19 protein-coding genes are annotated in these 19,792 nt (G+C 44.9%); 9 read left to right on the plus strand and 10 right to left on the minus strand.

Translation table 11 applies throughout. From position 1 onward, the window contains the following. Window positions 1–78: 78 nt before the first annotated feature. The 3 genes from BMZ72_RS09115 to BMZ72_RS09125 all read right to left on the minus strand — a co-directional run bounded on the left by BMZ72_RS09115 (window position 79) and on the right by BMZ72_RS09125 (window position 3,865). Complete coding sequence (locus tag BMZ72_RS09115; RefSeq protein WP_089807482.1) at window positions 79–567, minus strand: hypothetical protein; 489 nt, start codon at window positions 565–567, stop codon at window positions 79–81. 2 nt (window positions 568–569) lie between these two features. After that, entirely contained in the window at window positions 570–1,808 is a 1,239-nt protein-coding gene (locus BMZ72_RS09120) for an ATP-binding protein (RefSeq protein WP_089807484.1), read from the minus strand. Window positions 1,809–2,101: 293 nt separating this feature from the next. After that, the gene (locus tag BMZ72_RS09125; RefSeq protein WP_143087652.1) at window positions 2,102–3,865 is read right to left on the minus strand and encodes a helix-turn-helix transcriptional regulator; all 1,764 of its coding nucleotides are present in this window, start codon (window positions 3,863–3,865) and stop codon (window positions 2,102–2,104) included. A 291-nt stretch (window positions 3,866–4,156) separates the two neighbouring features. Here BMZ72_RS09125 and BMZ72_RS09130 point away from each other — a divergent pair, with 291 nt between their 5' ends. The 4 genes from BMZ72_RS09130 to BMZ72_RS09145 all read left to right on the plus strand — a co-directional run bounded on the left by BMZ72_RS09130 (window position 4,157) and on the right by BMZ72_RS09145 (window position 8,951). After that, on the plus strand, window positions 4,157–4,387 hold the full coding sequence (locus BMZ72_RS09130) for a WGR domain-containing protein (RefSeq protein ID WP_089807489.1): 231 nt from the start codon (window positions 4,157–4,159) through the stop codon (window positions 4,385–4,387). A gap of 292 nt (window positions 4,388–4,679) precedes the next feature. Beyond that, a complete protein-coding gene (locus BMZ72_RS09135; protein ID WP_089807491.1) occupies window positions 4,680–5,840 on the plus strand; it encodes a hypothetical protein in 1,161 nt (386 codons plus the stop codon). Next, window positions 5,840–6,940 carry a S8 family peptidase gene (locus BMZ72_RS09140; RefSeq protein ID WP_089807493.1) on the plus strand — a complete coding sequence of 367 codons (1,101 nt, stop codon included), beginning with the start codon at window positions 5,840–5,842 and terminating at the stop codon, window positions 6,938–6,940. The genes BMZ72_RS09135 and BMZ72_RS09140 overlap by 1 nt, the downstream gene beginning before the upstream one ends. 13 nt (window positions 6,941–6,953) lie before the next feature. After that, a complete protein-coding gene (locus BMZ72_RS09145; protein ID WP_089807495.1) occupies window positions 6,954–8,951 on the plus strand; it encodes a hypothetical protein in 1,998 nt (665 codons plus the stop codon). A gap of 208 nt (window positions 8,952–9,159) precedes the next feature. Here BMZ72_RS09145 and BMZ72_RS09150 read toward each other — a convergent pair whose 3' ends face one another. Genes BMZ72_RS09150 through BMZ72_RS09160 form a run of 3 tightly spaced genes read right to left on the minus strand, consistent with a single transcriptional unit; the run spans window position 9,160 to window position 10,705 of the window. Further along, the gene (locus tag BMZ72_RS09150; RefSeq protein ID WP_089807496.1) at window positions 9,160–9,687 is read right to left on the minus strand and encodes a GNAT family N-acetyltransferase; all 528 of its coding nucleotides are present in this window, start codon (window positions 9,685–9,687) and stop codon (window positions 9,160–9,162) included. A gap of 1 nt (window position 9,688) precedes the next feature. Beyond that, the gene (locus BMZ72_RS09155; RefSeq protein ID WP_089807498.1) at window positions 9,689–10,219 is read right to left on the minus strand and encodes a GNAT family N-acetyltransferase; all 531 of its coding nucleotides are present in this window, start codon (window positions 10,217–10,219) and stop codon (window positions 9,689–9,691) included. A 21-nt stretch (window positions 10,220–10,240) separates the two neighbouring features. Beyond that, on the minus strand, window positions 10,241–10,705 hold the full coding sequence (locus BMZ72_RS09160; RefSeq protein WP_218155223.1) for a GNAT family N-acetyltransferase: 465 nt from the start codon (window positions 10,703–10,705) through the stop codon (window positions 10,241–10,243). 63 nt (window positions 10,706–10,768) lie between these two features. On the opposite strand from BMZ72_RS09160, the gene BMZ72_RS09165 reads away from it, so the two are divergent. Next, the gene (locus BMZ72_RS09165) at window positions 10,769–12,253 is read left to right on the plus strand and encodes an aminotransferase-like domain-containing protein (protein ID WP_089807502.1); all 1,485 of its coding nucleotides are present in this window, start codon (window positions 10,769–10,771) and stop codon (window positions 12,251–12,253) included. A 62-nt stretch (window positions 12,254–12,315) separates the two neighbouring features. On the opposite strand, the gene BMZ72_RS09170 is transcribed toward BMZ72_RS09165, so the two are convergent. Together BMZ72_RS09170 and BMZ72_RS09175 are read right to left on the minus strand one after the other, a co-directional pair. Beyond that, on the minus strand, window positions 12,316–13,509 hold the full coding sequence (locus BMZ72_RS09170) for an MFS transporter (protein ID WP_089807505.1): 1,194 nt from the start codon (window positions 13,507–13,509) through the stop codon (window positions 12,316–12,318). 191 nt (window positions 13,510–13,700) lie between these two features. Further along, on the minus strand, window positions 13,701–14,561 hold the full coding sequence (locus BMZ72_RS09175) for a helix-turn-helix domain-containing protein (protein WP_089807507.1): 861 nt from the start codon (window positions 14,559–14,561) through the stop codon (window positions 13,701–13,703). Between the two features lie 128 nt (window positions 14,562–14,689). Between BMZ72_RS09175 and BMZ72_RS09180 the strand changes: the two genes are divergently transcribed. Beyond that, window positions 14,690–15,700 (plus strand): zinc-dependent alcohol dehydrogenase family protein, encoded by a 1,011-nt coding sequence (locus tag BMZ72_RS09180; protein ID WP_089807509.1) that lies wholly within the window; start codon window positions 14,690–14,692, stop codon window positions 15,698–15,700. Between the two features lie 40 nt (window positions 15,701–15,740). Here the strand turns inward: BMZ72_RS09180 and BMZ72_RS09185 are convergent, their stop codons facing one another. Beyond that, window positions 15,741–16,535 (minus strand): SDR family oxidoreductase, encoded by a 795-nt coding sequence (locus BMZ72_RS09185; RefSeq protein ID WP_089807511.1) that lies wholly within the window; start codon window positions 16,533–16,535, stop codon window positions 15,741–15,743. 125 nt (window positions 16,536–16,660) lie between these two features. On the opposite strand from BMZ72_RS09185, the gene BMZ72_RS09190 reads away from it, so the two are divergent. Next, window positions 16,661–17,026 (plus strand): winged helix-turn-helix transcriptional regulator, encoded by a 366-nt coding sequence (locus BMZ72_RS09190; protein WP_089807513.1) that lies wholly within the window; start codon window positions 16,661–16,663, stop codon window positions 17,024–17,026. 19 nt (window positions 17,027–17,045) lie between these two features. Here BMZ72_RS09190 and BMZ72_RS09195 read toward each other — a convergent pair whose 3' ends face one another. Beyond that, complete coding sequence (locus BMZ72_RS09195) at window positions 17,046–17,732, minus strand: carboxymuconolactone decarboxylase family protein (RefSeq protein ID WP_089807515.1); 687 nt, start codon at window positions 17,730–17,732, stop codon at window positions 17,046–17,048. A gap of 234 nt (window positions 17,733–17,966) precedes the next feature. On the opposite strand from BMZ72_RS09195, the gene BMZ72_RS09200 reads away from it, so the two are divergent. Together BMZ72_RS09200 and BMZ72_RS09205 are read left to right on the plus strand one after the other, a co-directional pair. After that, the gene (locus BMZ72_RS09200; protein WP_089807517.1) at window positions 17,967–18,863 is read left to right on the plus strand and encodes a helix-turn-helix domain-containing protein; all 897 of its coding nucleotides are present in this window, start codon (window positions 17,967–17,969) and stop codon (window positions 18,861–18,863) included. A gap of 28 nt (window positions 18,864–18,891) precedes the next feature. Beyond that, window positions 18,892–19,728, plus strand: coding sequence for a carboxymuconolactone decarboxylase family protein (locus tag BMZ72_RS09205; protein ID WP_089807519.1), 837 nt, complete (start codon window positions 18,892–18,894; stop codon window positions 19,726–19,728). The last annotated feature ends 64 nt before the right edge of the window (window positions 19,729–19,792 follow it).

Here is a 19,792-nt window from a genome sequence, read left to right on the forward strand (position 1 = left end):
GTTTGTAGGTTAGTTTATGCGATTTTCGACGCCAGGATGATCAGGTGTGGTGCAAATAAAGAAGGGCGCTAAATGAACTTATTTAACAACAATTATTTCAGCCTGAATATCCATCCGAAAACGGTGCTCCCGAAAAAAAGCCTTGTTCTCCTCATTATCTATTGCCACAAAGCCGGCACGTTTCTTATTACAGGCGAATATCTTCTTATGTGTATAAGCATCAATGTTATGATGTGCTTTCAGAAATTCAATAGTAGATACCAACTGAGCCAGGGCCCCTGCCTGCCATGGAGGAAATGCATCTTTTAATTCAACCAAAAATAGTGACGATGTTGTAGTGAGCATAGCATCACATCTACCTCTGCCAACATGTTCATTGTCTTTTATTACACATTTATCAATAGCAGTAAAGGTGACAGCAAGTGCATTTTCGTTTTTTACAGTGGCAACCCATTTTGATTTATCGGTTACATCAGTATATGCAATTGTAGTGTTCTGATCATCGCAAAGTCCAAATTCAACATGACTCAGTGGTGGTTCCTGACAGGCAGCATCAAAAAAGTTCATTTCTATAATTCTTCTTCAATGGATAATAAGGTATCGAATATATTATTTCCTGCACGAAGCATATTGTTCAGGTAATTTTTATCGGAAGGTATACCTTCTGGCGCAGGCAGCTTTTTAACGCCTCCTCTTGTCTCATCCAGTTCATACACTACTACGTCATTGGCGGATACTAAGGCCGTCTGAGGTATTACTTTAAATAACTCAGGCAGTAAAATATCTTCTTTTTTTGCTTCTCTTATTTTCTGTAATAATTCGTCTCCCTGTATGGCGATGTTCAGATAATTAATTACATAAGGACTGTGAGAGGTAACAATCAATTTATTGTCTGCATTCATATTGTTACATTTAAGCAGACTTTGCAGCATTTCCCATTGAGACGAGGGAAACAGATTTTGCTCCGGCTCCTCTACTATATTGATAAATGCTGTTTTATTAAACCTTGTTGAAAGTGCCGAAACTGCGATACGTTTTTGTTCATTTGTAAGGGCTCTGTTATTCCATATTTCCTCAAAATCAATTTTAAATTGCTGCCGCTCTTCGTCGTTCATGGGTTCGTGTGATTCACTATCCCCTTTAACAGAACGGGAAAGATAATCTGCTACCAAATACAGCGGAACCAGCGATTGAAACCCACTGGAAGCCTCATTTAGTTTTATTATGTAATCGTTGTCCCTGAGATTTAATATATCATTCAGGCGATCATATTCAACTGATGCATTGTTGATAGGCAACTGTATTGGCCCTTTCATCTCTGCTTTCGCGTTTTCGAACTCGGTTAAGAATTCCTGTAGCGAAGCCGATGATAATCTGAGCTCTTTAGGCGTTTTTACATAGGCGATAAAATTCCGCTCTGCAGGCACATACATTATCTGAGGAAGATGATAGGTTGTACCTTCTTTCTGATGAACATGAAGAAAGCTATTGTTATACAGGATGGAATATGCTTCTCCATCGTATTCAATTACAGAGTGAACATTTAAGTAACTCTCAATATTATGATATCCCAGAAAGAAATCGTGTAGCCTGTTTTTCTCTTCGAACCACTTTTTATTATAATCGCCTACACCACGTACTAATGCCTTCTCCATCCAAACAAAGGTGGATATCAGTTTAGCAACAGTACTTTTTCCCGAACCCTGATTACCTATAAACATGGTCACTTTTTTGATGTCTATCCAGCCATCATTTTCCGTGTTTCCTTCTTTTATAGGGCCAAAGTTTTTAATTCTTATCCTACTCATTGATTATTGGTATTCTATGATAATAAGCCACTAACAGCCTAAATATAAAATTAAAGCTTATCGCAATATTGTGCTATTTACTTTTTCACGGGAACAAATATAACATTTTTAACAGGTGACTAAAAACACAAAAACTAAAACTAATATAAACATTATCAATATCTTATACACATAAAAAACGCTATCACTTTCGATTAACGACCTCCCTGTTTCTTCAGGGCAAGGATTAGAGCAAAGCACGACGTACCCCCGAAAAGCCTGATTGGTCTTTGGCGGGAACAGGCCTGACCGCATCACAGCGAACGGATATACTCATCCAGCTCCTCTTCTTTCGCCAGACTCAATTTCAGTTTAATACGATATCGCGCCATAATAATACTCTTAGGCGCAATTCCCAGTCGCTGGGCGACTTCCTTGTTAGTGAGGCCGAGATAAATATAGGAGCAGTGCTTCAGGTCCAGACGGGAGAGCATATTCGCAGAGCGTTCTTTCAGCTTTTCAAAGAATTCGGGGCTGATGTTATCAAAATCGGCTTTATTATCTGCAAAGGATTCATCCAGTTTTTTATCATGCTCAATGATATGATTGAGTTGCGCCAGTACAGATTTATCATTTCTGTTCCTGGCAATGGTCTGTTGCAGGGTTTGCAGCAAGACTGTTTTTTGCTCTACCTGCAGGGTGCCGGCCAGAAGATCTTTTTCTAATCGTTCCTGTCTTTCCTGTAAGAGCTCATGTTCTGCAATGAGGCGCATGGCTTCTTCTTCGCTGAGACGGGCCTGTAGTTCTGCTTCCTGTTTTTCCATGGCCAGTTGCCTGTTCTCATTCTGTTTCAGCTGTGCGAGTAAAGCCACATCTTCTTTTTCTTTCTGTACCAGGCGCAAACGGAAACGCAGGGATCTGAAAAGAAATACAGCAGCGGCCACAGAGGCCAGGCCCAGACCAATATACAGATAGCCCAGCCTTTTATGCAGCATGGCGGTCTGTTGCAATGTTTTGAGTGCCGTTGCATTTTTCTCCGCCTGATACTTTGCTTCCAGTTCTTTCGTCATATTCATCTTCTCTTCATTATAGAGATCCGTATACAACACCCCATATTTCTGCTGATATTCGTAGGCTTCCTTGTAGTGGCCCTGTTTTTCTGCAACAGTTGCCAGTGAGGACATAAACTGCACTTTGGAAGCCAGGTTGCTGGCACTGTCTGCATTCACGAAGTCCAGTCCTTTCAGTAACAGACCTTCTGCTTTTGCATAATTACCTGCAGCGGATTCATAGTCGCTTTTCATCCCATAACAGTTAGCGACCACTTCGAGGTGATGGGTCTCCTCCCCTATCTTCTGTGCAAAATCCAGGTAATAGAATACGCTGTCGCGATAGGAAGCCGGGAGGTTCTGTGCATAGAGATCGGCGGTATTCAGCGCAATAATGGCCATCGTACTATGAAAGATCATCCGGTCTTTCGCTGCCAGGAAGAGTTGCATCGCCGCTCTGTTATAGAAGAAGGCGGCATCCAGTGCTGAACGGTCATCCCGATGTTCCATGTGATAATATTGCCAGTAGGTGCCTAAAGTCTGATAGGCCATGAGGATATTGTCATAGTCCATGTCTTTAATAGCCGCCTGCAAACACAGCTGGGCGTATTTTTTATGCAGGGGACTATCATACAGGTTCGCATATATACTGGCGATAATATAATAGACGGAAGACTGATAGTTCTGATCTTTGCTTTCCTCCAGGTATTTTAATGACTGTTGTGCACTCAGTAATGCTTCCTGTGACTTGCCCTGCAGGTTTTCCATCCAGGCTTTTCTATACCAGGCGACTCCTTTTGCAAGTGGGCTTTTCGTTTTTGCCGCATAAAAAAGGGCACTATCCACCATCTGTGCAGAACGGGTGAGATCATTTTTCTGCAGATAAACAGGCGCCAATATGGCATACGCTATCGCGGTATGCTGTGCGTCGGAAAGTGAGCGGCTGAGTTGAACAGCCTGTAATCCGAGGTTGATCGCATGCTCAGTTGCAGTAATAGATGTTGCCCTTGCGAGCAGGCTTAAGGTCATCACCCGCTGTTCAGTTGTGATATTTTTTTTTAATAAGACGCGGCTTAAAGAGTCCGCCGGTATATTGGCCATACAAACAGCCGCTGAAAAAAACGTAGTTATAACGGATATGGCTATCTTCTTGATTATGTGCAACATATAAGCTCTTGTAAGGTTCTTGTAGATGGCATTCTCACACGCTTGTAGAGCATTTGTAGATACCAGATTTTCATTTTCGCTGCCCGCTCTAACTATTTTGGAGGACACATAAGCGGACGTAAATATAACTAAGAAGATAAAATCAGCGGGTAAATGATGGAATATTTTGAATACCAGGAAGAGAATGTGTTCTGTTTTTTCGAAATCACGTTAGAGCACAAAGTAGTCAGAACACGTTACGGACGAAAGGGGTCAAAAGGTGTGACGACTGAAAAAGTATTCGGGGATGTAAATATGGCAGAAAAGGAATACGAAAGATTATTACAGGAGAAGAAAGCAGATGACAGTTTTTATTTCAGATTAGGGGATACTTACCGGTTGTAAGGAAATCGGTTTTACAAACACCTGAAGGGCGCATAACTACGATAATGCCAGGAAAAAAAAGAATACATGCCGGTATCAGCAAATCCAATAGTGCTGATAACCGGCTTTACGAGCGCCTGCCCCAAAAATACCAACTAGTTGGTATTGCTTCTTAAACGGAAATGACGAAATTTTGTTATAACAGCAGCACTACAGATAGCGATGCTGTATTACCGTGTATATACCAGAAAGAGACATTTACTGCAATCCAGTAAATATATAGCGTTAACATCCCTTCATTAAAGCAATTACCATGTTTAATTCCGGCTCCATTGATGTAGTTATTGGTCTCGTATTTATATACCTGCTCTATAGTATGCTACTTACTACAGTACAGGAAATTCTCTCCAATCTGATCCGCTATCGTGCCAAATTCCTTGAAAAAGGGATTATGCGGATGTTGCAGGATGGTCCTACTCCGCAGCAGGAGAAACAAGCCACCCGGTTGGCAGGGCTTATTATTAACCCTTTTGAGCATCTAATTCAGGGCAACACATTCACAGGCGCTTTTTACAATCATCCGCTGATCAAGTTCCTCGGAGAGGATGCCGACAAAAAGAAGCCGGCTTATCTTAAAAATGAGACTTTCTCAAAAGTGATCATCGATCTGTTACGCGGACAAAATGTAAAACCCGGAGAAGGTATCAGAGATAAGATACAGGCCACCATCGACCGTAAAACAATTCAAATCGGCAATCTTGAAATTAAGATCGGCGAAGAAACGGCGACTTACCTCAATTCTATCTGGGTAGATGCCCAGGGGGATGTAGACAGATTCAGGATAGCACTGGAGCGCTGGTTTGATGAAACTATGGACAGGACGACGGGATGGTATAAAAAACATGCACAGTTGATTTCCATCGTAGTGGGTATGGTCATTGCCATTATCTTCAATATAGACACCATCCAGCTGGCCGGGAAACTGCAGAAAGACCCCACCTTAAGAGCACAGCTGGTACAACAGGCGGATGCTTTCGTAAAAGCACATCCCAATCTGGATAAGGAACTGCAGCAGGAAAAACAGGATCTCATCAACCAATCTCCCGACTCAACCATAACATCAGGGGATGCAAAAGATTTAAACAAAAAGTATGAGAATCTGAAAAAAGAGCGCGATACGCTGATTCACCGCGCGGATAGTCTGATCAATGCTGATATAAAGAAAACGCAACAGCTGCTCGGTGGGGGTATTAATAATTATAGTTTGGGGAAAGAATGTCCGTTTGGAACCTTACTATTATCCATTCTGGGCTGGTTCATCACAGCACTGGCGCTTTCCCTTGGCGCTCCATTCTGGTTTGACCTGCTGAACAAATTAATGAAGCTGAGAGCCTCTGTTCCGCCTCCGGAAGCAGACAAGAGCAAACAGAACTCCCTGAACCCGCCTGCGCAAGGTATAAAACGTGTAGGATAATGAAACTAACGGTCAATAAATTTCTGAATGTGCGAGCAGGTGAGGCTAGTCTGAACGCACCCTGTTACCAGTTTCTCGCACCCGGCAGTGAACTGGAAGTAGATGGATTGATCTATAAGGGCGATAGTTTTGACGGCATTGATACCTGGTACAAGGACCTTGCGGGTAACTATTACTGGAGTGGCGGTCTGCATACCAGCACGACTACACAGCATGTGGCAGGTGTTACAGCAGCAGACATCGAGATTTTCAGAAAGAATGCTGTCTTCCCTCCCATGCTTATCGACTGGAGTCAGCGATTGACTCGTATTCCTGCTGCTATCCGCCAAACAGCCGGTGCCGGCATCCGGGTCGCTGTATTGGATAGCGGCATGGAAATGGGACATCTCGATATGATCAATAGCGTGAGCGACTCTACTGACTTTACCAATAGTGCAAATGCAGACAGAGACGTACAGGGACATGGTACTGCGATGGCCTCATTAATTGCGGCGAAGTCTTTCTCCGGCGATCAGGGTATTACCGGCGTAGCACCATCCGCCAGCATCTATGCAGCTAAAGTCATGTTTGACCGGAATGATCCTGGTAATTTTCTGAGTGTGGGCAAAGGTCTTGATTATGCGCTACAACAGAAAGCCGACGTGATCAATATGTCTATCGGACGCGCCGATGCCGTGGCAGCAGTAGCAGAGAAAATTGCACAGATCACGAGCGCCGTTATGTTTGCCGCAGCCGGTGACTGGACTACATCTCCCCAACTGGTATTTCCCGCAAGCGCTCGTGAAGTGATTCCCGTTTGCGCGATCAGCAAGGCTTTCTTTGATCAGCATCAGCATGAACTACCCACGCCATTGATAATTATCCCTGACAGACAAGCCTGGTGTTGTAGTATTATTTTCAGGCACTACTACAGGGAAGAAAACGGTAGCAGCTTTGCAACCGCGATCATGTCCGGCATTGCGGCATTGCTATTAAGTGCAAGAAAAAATATGCCCAGGGATAAAAATGCGATGCTGGCCGCGTTAAGCGAATTTGGTTCTACAGTGGAGCAGGCATTCAATGCTCCGGAAACTGAGCTGCATTTTATCGTGAAATCTTAAACACATAACATACATGAGAAAACTTTTACTGCTTATCTGTTGTATCATTTCATATACGGTTGCGTACGGGCAGATTGCATTTTATGATGCCGTTACATTACGAGGGTTGATTGACGATAGTAGTCACTTCGTGAATGACGCCCCATCAAAAGACAAAATTGCCACTATTTTAAGCAAATACTTAAATAAGGATATCACCGTTGTGGCAGGTTTTAAAAATGCTGAGAAAAACCCTTTCATTGCAAGCTTTTTCGATGAAAATTTCACGTTAAGTGAGAATCCGGGTGATATTGGAAAAGATAGAACCATTGCATCCACTATCGGTGGCTTAGATGTTACAGGATTTGCCAATGCTATTGCCAGTCTCATGATAGACCGGGCGAAGCAGGAACTGACGGTTGCATTCTTTAACCGGTTCAAGAAATTTGCAAAGGAGCATCCCGAGTTCCAGGTACTCTTTCCTAAAACGACAGACAACCTGAGCAACCTCCTGGCCTATGCATATCCGCAGATGTTACCTGCACTGCGCAAGGGATTTTTTGAAGACCTCAATCAGATCACCTATCACCTGGATGATGTGATGGAGCTGCCAAAGTATAGTGCACTACTTAAAGATTTCCCTGAAGTACGTATTGCCATCAGATCAGTAAAGCTTGTCAGAGGACTTGAGACAGGCGCCTATCAGCCGGCAGAACTGATTACAAAATTCGCCTCCCTGGCTGAATGGGATGAAGGCGGAAGTAATACCTTTAAGAATACGGGCAGCGCTATTAAATTAGCCGCGGTCTTTTCTGAAAGCTTCCGTAACCAGAACACTGATTCAATCTGGGTTTCTGCTAAACAAGTGGAAGTATATGCGTCTGATGTTTCTTTTCTAAAATTGTATCTGGGTCTCATCTATCAGAAAGTCGTTGAAAAGGACATCAAATTATATCGGAATGATGGATCCAGTACATCTGTGGCTAAAATTATTGCTGACCGGTCCGACAATATATTCCTGTTTGAAAGTAAGCTATCCGAATTCACTGCACTGGCGGATAAAGTGGTGGCAAGTTATCTGGACATCAAAAAGAAAAAAGACTATAGTATCAAACTCACCAATGATGATATACATACCTATATCAGTACAGCCGTTGATATCTCAGACTATGCGTTCAGTATTGCAAAGTTAATAGACGACAAACTGGAAACAGACGGCTATTCAAACATTATCCACAGAACAAATGATCTCTACAAGGACATTTACAGCGCTCAATATACACAGGCCGTCAACGATGCAGTTGATGTGTTAAAAGAACTACACGATCTCACTAAGAAAAACAGCAACGCGGGCAGCCCAGCTGATAACAAAAAAAAGTCGCTCGACGAACTATTTACTTTTATCGAGAAGGTGAAACCATACGGTTTGTTTATGGCTAATATCGTAGAGTCAAATGATGAAGAAGGCATTAAAGCCGCGCTGGATAATGTGATACTACCGGTAGGCAGTTCTTCCATCAAAAAACACTCCCTGTCCAATTTTTCCATCCAGACTTACCTGGGCGCTTATTATTCTTTCTCACATGAAAAAGCAGATCTTAACCAGGGAGCATGGCATGATAAATTTGGGGTGACCGCTCCTATCGGCATTTCCTATACGCCGGGTTTCCTGAGTTGGGAGAAATATGGTGCTATCAGCTTATTTGCTTCATTAATAGATCTGGGTGCAATTGTCGATTACAAATTAAAACAGGACTCTATTCCTAATAATGCCGGTGGCAACACTGCTGCAATCAAGAAAGAATATGAAATTAAACTCGGCCAGATATTTTCACCCGGGTTCCACCTGGTGTATGGATTTGGTGGAAATCTGCCGCTTGCATTAGGTATAGGCGGGCAGTATGGCCCTGGACTCTCAAAGATAACGGCAGAAAACAGTACAATAGTTACCAATCCGTCCTGGAGATGGAATGCCTGGTTGACTGTGGATCTTCCGTTCTTTACTATATGGAACAAACCTAAGCGTCAATAGATCGCTTAGTTTGGGAATATAAAGAAGGGGCGTCTGTTATTGATGGGCGTCCCTTCTTTATTGATGCGTTATTGGGTCAGACTGTTAAGGTAGTTCTCCGGATTGGTATAGCCATTGGCGGCATATCCGTTTCTATCAGCCGCATCAGCGGGATTCAGTCCGTGGGTAGATTCATATTCGTCCGGCATACCATCATGGTCGCTGTCCGTCAGTGCGGGCTAAGTATCTTTCGCATCAGGAGATCCAGTTGATCATCTTCACCCAGGCGAAACATATGCGTACTAAAGGTGACAAAACCGTTCTTTTCATAGAAGCGTATGGCTTTATGATTGTTTTCCCATACACCTAACCAGATAGATGATTTATGTTGTAGCTGCGCAACTTCCAAAGCCTTTTCATACAGCAGCTGTCCAACCTTTTTTCCGTGATAAGCACCCAGTACATAGATACGTTCTATTTCCAGCGAATCTGTTTCTTTCAGATCAGTCTGTGCTTTTCCGGTGTTCAGTTTCAGATAGCCGATAGGGCTTGCTCCATCCCATACGATGAAGAAGGCTGATTCAGGGTTATGGAGCTCTGCCAGTATTTTCTCTTCATTAAAGGTAGCTTCCAGATATTGTTTCATATCTGATTCCGTATTGACTTGTGCAAAGGCTTCAAAAAACGTCTGCGTTCCTATCTGTTGTAACAGACCTACATCCTCCGGAGCGGCTTTACTGATCCTGATAGCTTCCATATTATACGCTATATTGTTCTTTTTCGATGACGTAAACAAAATTCAATTTAGGCTTTTCTCCGAAATAAGCGACTTCCTGTTCGCTGGCTTTCTGTGCGCCAAGGCGTGATATCGCTATCTGAGAGCGGATGTTTTGTGCGCCGATATGGAAGTGAACAGCGGATACATATTGGAAGAGATAGTCCAGCATCATCTTTTTCACTGACTGATTCAGTCCTTTCCCCCAGTATTTTCTCCCGTAGAAAGTATAACCGATCAGGATACTGTTATCTTCCGGATTGTAGTCATAGATACGTGTGCTACCCATGACCTCACCTGTCTCTTTGTGTACGATCTTAAATGCGCCTTTACTTTGCAGTGCGCCATCAAAGAAGGTTTGAAATACATCCCTTTTCCAGCGGTCTTTATTAGGGTGTTGTTCCCATACCAGCGGATCGGAAGCTACCTGGTACAATACTTCAAAATCTTCCTCCTTTAGTGGGTAGAGAATGACCTGTTCATTTTCCAGTGTCGGTTGAATATTGAACTGCATATATACTATCTGTTGATTTGTTTAGAGAGGTAGCGTAAATCTTACTTTATCTTTGCCAATACCACCGATGCGTTTGTAGAATTGAATCGCTCTTTCATTAAAATCAGGTGTCTGCCATTGCATATTGATACAGTTTTCGGCTTTACCGATGGTGGCAACTTTTTCCATCAGTACCTGACCGATGCCATAACTTCTGTAGGCTTCTTCCAGGTAGAGGCAATCCAGGTAGATAAACCTGGCTGCATCCCAGGTGGAAAAATCGAAGGTATAGGTGGCATAACCGATGATATCTCCGGCCACATCTGCCACCAGGCAGTTCAACTGCGGAGCAGCTGAAAAAAGAGCGGTCTTTAGTCTTTGCTTTTTGCCTTCCGGATTGTAGGCAGCCTTTTCGTAGTCAGCGTGTAACTGACAAAGGTCCAGTAGTTTATCCAGGTCATTTTCGTGGCATGGTCTGATGTTATATTCCATATTTCCTTGTTGCATGAGTGGTTATCGCTGCAAACTTATTCAAACATTGGATTACCTTCATAGTCCAATTTGAAGATAATGGATAGTCCAATTGTATTACAGGTCTTTGCGGATATAAAGCCTGATTTTTCGGCGGAAAGAGCGGTTTATCTGCAACTGGCGGATGCAATACTGGCATTGATCAGGCAGGGAAAGCTGCGCTCCGGACAGAAATTACCGGGCAGCAGGGACCTGGCGGCGCTATTACAGCTTAACAGAATCACGGTATCCAGGGCTTATGAGGAACTACAGTTACAGGGTTGGCTGGAGAGTGCGGTAGGTCGCGGGACTTTCGTATCCGGTCATCTGGGCGATCATACCCCTGAAAAGCTCGGCCGTAAAACGATAACCGGAGCAGCTGTTAAAGCGGGGTTCTCTATTGCTCCAAAAGACTATCCTGATAATATGCAGGATGTACCTGTGACGGCATATCACCTGGATGATGGTTTTCCGGATCCAAGACTGGCGCCCCTGAAAGAGTTTTACCGGGCATACCGGAGTCAGTTGAGCAGAGGCAGACTGTATTATCAATTCGGGAGTTATGGGAATGCTGCCGGTCCGAAACACTACCGGCAGGCCTTATCGGACTATCTTAATGAAACCCGTGGACTGAAAACCAGTTATAGAAACATATTGTCTGTCAGGGGTACCCTAATGGGGATTAACCTGGTGTGTAATGCGCTGATCAATCCCGGAGATGTGATCGTATCCGGCGTACCGGGATGGAAAAGGGCACAGCATAATTTTGTTCATAGCGGCGCTACACATATCGGTATACCTGTAGATGAACATGGCCTGGTGGTAGATGAATTACGGAAGATCTGTGCACAACAACCCGTCAGGATGGTATATGTAACACCACATCACCATTATCCGACAACTGTCGCTTTACGTATTGACAGAAGACTGGAATTGCTGCGTCTTGCTAATCAGTACGGCTTTATCATCTTTGAAGACGACTACGATTTTGATTTTCACTTTAAGCACCGGCCACTTTCGCCATTGGCCAGCGCGGATGAAAACGGGATGGTGATATACTGCGGCTCTTTTAGCAAGAGCTTCTCTCCTGCTTTCCGGATGGGCTATCTGGTGGCAGCGGAGAACGTGATTGAATTATTGTCCAGGGCACGTATTCTGCTGGATCGGCAGGGAGATCATATCCTCGACAATGCAATGGCGGATCTACTGAATGATGGGACGATACAACGTTATCTGAGAAGGACATTGCCTGTGTATGAAGAACGGCGGGATCATTTCTGTGGATTATTAGCAAAGGAGTTAAAGGGTGTGGTAAAGTTTGGTGTACCTGAAGGAGGGATGTCAGTCTGGACGGTCTTTGATCCTGCTATCGACCTTACCCTGCTGTCAGATAGGGCTTTCAACAAAGAACTGACCATTTCCAACGGCAAGGTGCATGTCTATCCACAGTTTAATTCCAATGCGCTGCGACTGGGATTTGCTTCTGCTTCTATGGAAGAACTGACGAAGAGTGTTGAGATATTGAAAGAGATCATGTTTCAATAAAAGCAAACAGCCGCTGTTCGTCTGAGCGATTACAGCGGCTGTTACAATATACGCTATTCCTCTTAGTGGAAGGTTACGCTTGATTTTACGCGCGCTGCCTGTGGCACAGGCATAGCAGCCTGTCTTTTGATCAGGACGACAGCAAAGAGCACACCACCCAGGGCCATTAAAGTACCCACCAGCACCGGAGAGTTATAGCCATAACCAGCGATGATTGGCAGACCGCCCAGGAATGCACCCAGCGAGTTACCGATATTAAAAGCGGCCTGTGTGACACCAGCCCCGAGCATTTCAGCCCCTTTAGCAGTTCCTATCATCAGGATCTGGATAGGCGCTGCCAGTGCGATCGACAATGCACCTGCGATAAAGGTCAATACCAGTGATACAGGCTGAATGGCAGAGAAGAAATAGATACAGGTCAGGGTGATAGCCATCGCCACCAATAAGCCAGCACAGGTCTTTGCAGGATCAAATTTATCTGCCATACGGCCACCAATAAAGTTCCCCACCACCATACCGAATCCTGCCAGTATCATGATCCCGGATACGCTATCAGCCGGGAAGCGGGAGATATTGGTCATCAGCGGCGCGATATAGCTGATCCAGGCGAATAATCCGCCAGTACCGATCGCAGTAATGAGAATGATGAGCCATGTTTCCGGATTCTTGAATATCTGGAACTGAGAACGGGTATCTCCTTCGTGTTGGGCAGGTAATGCCGGTAACCAGGCTTTCAGGAATACCAGCGTGATCACACCGATCAGGGCCACTATTCCGAAGGTATAACGCCATAAAAAGTGGTGACCGACCCATGTACCTACCGGTACGAGTAAGAGGTTGGCGATCGTAAGACCGGCAAACATCATAGAGATCGCCTGTGCCTGTTTGCCTTTATCTGCCAGACGGCTGGCCACTACTGAACCCACGCCAAAGAATGCACCATGCGGCAGTCCTGAAAAGAAACGTGCAAGCAGTAAAGTAAAAGGTGAAGGTGCAAAAGCAGATAAGCCATTAAAAGCAGTGAAAACGATCATGAGGCCGATCAGGATCTTTTTTGGCGGATAACTGCCACTCATCAGTACGAGTAAAGGCGCGCCGATCACTACGCCCAGGGCATAGGAAGAGATCATGTGACCTGCTTCCGGTATGGTGATCTTCATACCTGCTGCGATATCAGGCAGCAGTCCCATCATGACAAATTCTGTAGTTCCAATTCCCAGTCCGCCCAACATCAGGGGGAATAAGCTTTTCTTCATTCCGGTTTGTTGTTTTTAATTGTGCTGACGACAATTATCCCAGCAGTAAACTGTAAAATTAAGTATAATAGGGTACCTCGTTCAGCTATTTAACGAATGAGTTACTGTCCTATTGGTGACATAACGTAACCAGACCAGCAGGGTAAACTAACCTATAGTTGGAGGGAATTTATAAAGGAGATGGCGCAAAGTTAAGACTTTGGCAGCAGCATTTGCTGTTGTTGTTTCCGGTATTGCGCAGGACTGACGCCATTATACTTTTTAAACAGTCTGTTCAGATGGCTTTTATCTGTAAAGCCAAGTCCGTCGGCAATCTCATTCATGCGCATATTACTGTGGAGTAGTCTGCTTTCCACCATGCGCAGTTTATAATGGATGATATACTCCTGGAGAGTTTCATTGGTATGTTTCTTAAAATACCGGCCCAGGTAATGTTCGGAGATACCGAATTGCCGGCTGATCGCTTTAGCTCTTATCTTGTCAGGAGATGCGATATTGGTCTGTACGTACTGTAAGATCTCTAGGGCTTTTTCTTCTGTGTTCTCGTTTACCTTTTCCGGTAGCAGAGTCGTGATATTCCGCACGATCAGCATCAATACGGTATCAATAAACTGTAATAGTAGTTCCTGATGGTAGAAACCCCGCTCCTCGTGTTCTCTCATCACTGCTTCCATGATGGACCTGGCCACTACCTGGTCACCTGCATATCGCAACAGGCAGCCCGCTTGGTGATTGGCATTCTTAAGGATATAGGTAATGCGCTGGCGGGAGCGTTCCTGTACTTTGGAAGAGCCTACATAGGATTCGTTAAACCGAACAAAGAGCAGGGTCGTTTGTTCCTGTATATCGAAATGGTGCGTGTCATCGGGAGCGATCAGGAACAGGTTGCCCGGTGCATATTCCAGCCCCGATTCATTGACAAAGTGTTTACCTGTGCCGGAAACCACATATATCAGTTCGAAAAAGCTGTGGGAATGGATAGGCCGTGGACATTCGTCCATGGGTTCAGAAACAGCAATTTCGAAGGGTTCGTATAAATGCGACTTAACCATAGTACAAAAATACACTTTTATAGCAAACATATACCCCATACAAACCCAAAAAGAGGTACATATTTGCTATGCAATTCACACAAGGTCATCCCGGATGACCCGCATTATCAACAGATAAAATTCAAACAATGACGACTAATACACAACTTAACGATAGCATGAAGGCCCTCGTACTGGAAAACTATGGGGACACATTTAAGGTAAAAACACTGCCGGTTCCTGTTGCCGCAAAAGGACAGGTATTGGTAAAAATCATCGCCAGTGGGGTAAATCCACTGGATACGAAGATCAAAAGAGGCGAGGGCAAACATGCCCAACAGGCGGTACCAGCCGTACTGGGACTTGACCTGGCAGGTATTGTTGTGGCCACCGGAGAAGGCATTACGGACTTCAAACCAGGCGATGAGGTATATGGTATGGCTGGCGGTATTGGTGGTCGTCAGGGCACCCTGGCTGAATATGCGGCAGTAGATGCGGCGCTGCTTGCTCCTAAAGCGACCAATCTCAGTATGCGGGAGGCAGCTGCCCTGCCACTGGTCTTTATTACTGCCTGGGAAGGGCTGGTTGACCGTGCCCAGGTAAAAGAAGGACAGCGTGTACTGGTTCATGGCGGTGCAGGCGGTATCGGACATGTAGCCATTCAGCTGGCCCGTGCTTTTGGTGCGACGGTATTTGCTACCGGCAGCAGTCATTCCTTATCCGTGATCGAACAACTGGGCGCTACAGCGATCGATTATAAAAATATGAGCGTAAAGGAATATGTGGATAAATACACCGATGGAGAAGGATTTGATATCGTTTTTGATACTGTGGGCGGAGAAACACTGAGTCAGTCGTTTGAAGCGGTACGTACCTATACTGGCCATGTAGTCAGCGCACTGGGTTGGGGTAGTCATAGTCTGGCGCCATTGTCTTTCAGAGGAGCCACCTATTCCGGCGTATTTACCCTGTTACCTATGTTGACGGGAAAAGGCATGCAGCACCATGGCGATATCCTAAAGGAAGCCACCAGACTGGCAGAAAACGGACAATTAAAACCATTGCTGGACGCCAGGAGTCTGTCACTGGAAGATACAGGCGTAGCGTATGAGGCCATTGAAAGCGGCAGTGCAAGAGGAAAGCTGGTCATCAATATCTAAATAGCAGAAGGCGGCACTTTCTAAAGTGCCGCCTTTTTTATCAGATAGTCGGGATCGTTCCGCCATCAATTATATATTCTGTACCGGTCAGGTATCCTGCTCTGGGAGATACCAGGAAACCCACGAGTTCTGCCACTTCTTCCGGCATCGCCGCTCTGCCAAAAGGAATACCACCCAATGCGTCCATTACACTTTGCTTCGCCTGCTCCACTGTAATAGCGGCACTTTCGGCTATTCTCTCTGCCATCCTTTCTGAGGCTTCGGTCATGATCCAGCCGGGAGATACGGTAAGGACACGTACGCCTTTGGAAGAGACCTCTCTGGATAAACTCTTGCTATAATTGAGTAAACCTGCTTTTGCAGCCGCATAGGGCAAAGTGGAATCGTATAAAGGCAGTCTGGCCTGGATAGATGCGATATGGATAATCACCCCCGCTCCTCTTTCAATCATACCCGGCAGAAAGCCTCTGTCCAGACGTACAGGCGCGAGTAAATTGGTCCGCAAAGTAGTTTCCCAGTCTTCGTCTGTCAATACCGCGAATCCACCTCCACTTGTCTCAGAACCACCCAGGTTATTCACAAGGATATCTATTCTTCCTTCTTTACCCAGAATATCACTGGTCACTTTTGCAGCACCTGCTGCGGTACTCAGATCTGCTGCAATAAAACGTCTGTCGTTAGCGGCTGTCTCCGGTTGATTTCTTGCGGTAATAATCACACTTGCACCTGCCCGTACGAGTCTGTCTGCAATGGCTTTACCTGCGCCTTTTGTACCACCTGTTACCAGCGCGATCTTACCTGATAATTCGTTATTAAAATTGAATTGCTGTTCCATTTGATTCATTTTTCTATCACAAAATTGAGTCATCTGGTAATGGCAGACAAGTACGGATCAGGGATTCGCATAGGGACAAATTTATCCGTATTGCGATATTCACCCAATGGGGCTAAATTTACCTTATGTACGAAAAGAAAATTCCCATCAATCTGAACTGCGGGCTTGATCTCATTGGAGAAGTGTTGTATGGCAAATGGAAGATCCGTTTGTTATGGTTTATAAATGAGGGATTTCAACGCCCGAGTGAGTTACAGCGCAAGATACCGGATGCTTCCAGGCGTGTATTGAATGTACAGTTAAACGAACTGGAAGCAGCAGAACTGGTAACGAAAATAGTATATCCACAGGCGCCGCCGAAAGTGGAGTATAGTCTGACGGAATTTGGTCAAACGCTGATACCCGTGATCACTGCTTTAGGGCAATGGGGAGATGCACATGAAGAACGTTTGCGATCGGTGATTTTAAAACGGCATGTTCCGCAGGAATAACTGATGCTATCATCTCCTGCTAGCTTCGGCTGTCGTGGACCTTTTGATAAATGGTCTTTGCGATAGCTGCTTCCGTCTGACCGACACGTTCATGGATGATAGCTATTAAGTGGTCGATTTGCTGTGGGGATAACCCGACGTTCATACCCATATTCAGGTGCGCCTGTAACATAGGTTCAACACCTTTCAGGCTGATCAGGGCGGAGATCGTTGCCAGTTCGCGGTCTTTGTAATTCAGTACATCCCTTTCGAATATATCAGCGAAGAGGTGTTCTTTCAGAAAAGTATCAATGACAGGTGCAAAAGCGGCAGCGCCCATTTTAGGGCCTGTTTCAGGTCTCCCGGTCAGTTGTTCCAGTATTTTCCTCCCCCGTTCATATTTATCAGTAGTAGTTGTGACAGGCGTAGCATCCTTTCCCTCATGGTCTTTTATCCAGCTGTCCTTTCTTTTTTCAAGTACCTTCATGAAGGTGTTTATTCCCTGCAGACTTCCTGGAAAACCACAATAGGCATATAATTGCACTAATACTTCTTTGATCTCACTGATAGTAAGACCAGCATTCAACCCCTGATTCAGGGCAGTGTCAAGCGCTACCAGGTTTCCGTTTGCAGTGAATGCGGCAATAGTGACGATCTGCTGTTGTTTCACCGATAAGCCTTCCTGTATTGATATCTGATCATCCATATGATTGGTAAATGTTAGCATAAAATAAGCAGCTGATACTGTTGTGGCAGTCTGCCGGCAGTTAGTAACAGACTTTGTGTAGCTGCACAACTTAATCGTTGCTGTGAATGTTGTTTGTGATGCAAAGGTCCCGGGAATTTCCGGGGGATGGATTATACAGATTACATGATCTCTTACCAATATTACTGATCAGGCCTTGACGCGCATTTGCGGATAATTTCTTACTGTACTTTTGATATTGTTAAAGCAAGACCGATGGAAAAGATCATAAAAATTGAAAGTGTTACACAATTTAACACGGACAGAGGGCAGCGGACACTACATCCGCTCGTAAGCGTACTGGACCAGTCCAAATCCACACTGGTGCGGGAAGGCCGTTATGTATCTGATCTTTACATTGTCTTCCTGAAGGAACTGAAATGCGGTGAAATGAAGTATGGCCGTAATCATTACGATTATGAAGACGGCACCCTCCTGTTCATTGCACCGGGACAGGTATTCGGATTTGAAGATACCGGCAATATGATACAACCCACCGGCTGGGCGCTTGCTTTTCATCCGGACCTGATCAGAGGGACTCATCTCGGCAGACATATCAAAGACTATCATTTCTTTTCCTATGACGCCAATGAAGCACTACATCTGTCGGACAGGGAAAGAGACCTCATCACAGAGAGTTTCACGAGAATGCAATACGAACTGGAACATGCTATTGACAAACACAGCAAGACCTTAATCGTTAGCACCATTGAGTTATTACTGAATTACTGTGTGCGTTTCTACGACCGACAATTCATTACCCGTGATAATATGCATAAAGATGTACTGACCCGGTTTGAAAAGTTACTGGAGGATTACTTCCTATCAGGCAAGGCTCAGTCGGCAGGACTTCCTACTGTAAAATATTGTGCGGGACAGCTCCATCTCTCACCTAACTATTTCGGGGATCTGACAAAAAAGGAAACAGGGCGTACGGCGCAGGAATACATCCAGGAAAAAGTGATCGATATTGCCAGGGAGAAGGTACTGGACCTTAGTAAATCTATCAGTGAGATCGCCTACGAAATAGGCTTTAAATACCCGGCACACTTTACACGTCTTTTCAAGCAGCGCGTTGGGCAGTCGCCCAATGAATACCGTTCGCTCAATTAGTTCCCAGCTAAAGCAATCAACAGCGATCATGAGAAAGATATTTATTGGCTTAGCCACTGTTGTGTTCTCTGCCACAGGCGTATGTGCGCAGGTGACAACGACATTGTCTGATACCGGCAGAACGGAAAGGGCGAAAAAGAAATATGAGGAACTATTTGGTGCGCGAACGGTGTTACGGAGTAATGATCCGGAATTGATGAACATATTGCAGCGACTCATCTTCGGAGAAATATTCTATACGGGTCAGCTGGACGATAAAACGCGGGAGCTGATCACTATTACTGTGCTGACCACCAATCAGACCTTACCACAGTTAAAGTCACATACTAATGCGGCACTGAATATTGGAGTGACGCCCGTGGAGATCCGGGAATCGATTTATCAGGCGGCGCCTTTCATTGGCTTTCCGAAGGTCCTGAATGCGCTGGATACGATCAACAGTGTATTTATCAGCAGAGGGATACAATTACCATTGGAAAATACAGGTACGGTGCAGGAGTCGGAGCGTTTTGAAAAAGGGAAGGCGATCCAGTATCCCTTGTATGGAGACGGTATGAAAACGGCCATGCAGGACTTACCCGGCGAACTGTCTGCTGCTATCCCAAGAATACTGACGGAGTCGTGTTTCGGGGATTTTTATACCAGGGAAGGACTTGATATTAAAACCCGGGAATTGCTCATCTTCTGTGCATTGGCTACACTTGGCGGCGCGGAAAGACAAATGGCCTCTCATGCGGTGGGTAATCTGAAAACCGGCAACAGTAAAGAGACCCTTGTATCAGCGATGGTACACATGTATCCTTATGTAGGATTCCCCCGGGTATCCAATGCCATCAATGTGATCAAAGCCGCAAAAATTGAATAAAAAAGCGGCACTATGGAAAAAAGAAAACCGGGGGAAGGACTGATCACCATACAGTTGGCTCGTT

Origin of the sequence: Chitinophaga sp. YR627, from assembly GCF_900114995.1 — a bacterium.
Lineage (GTDB): Bacteria > Bacteroidota > Bacteroidia > Chitinophagales > Chitinophagaceae > Chitinophaga.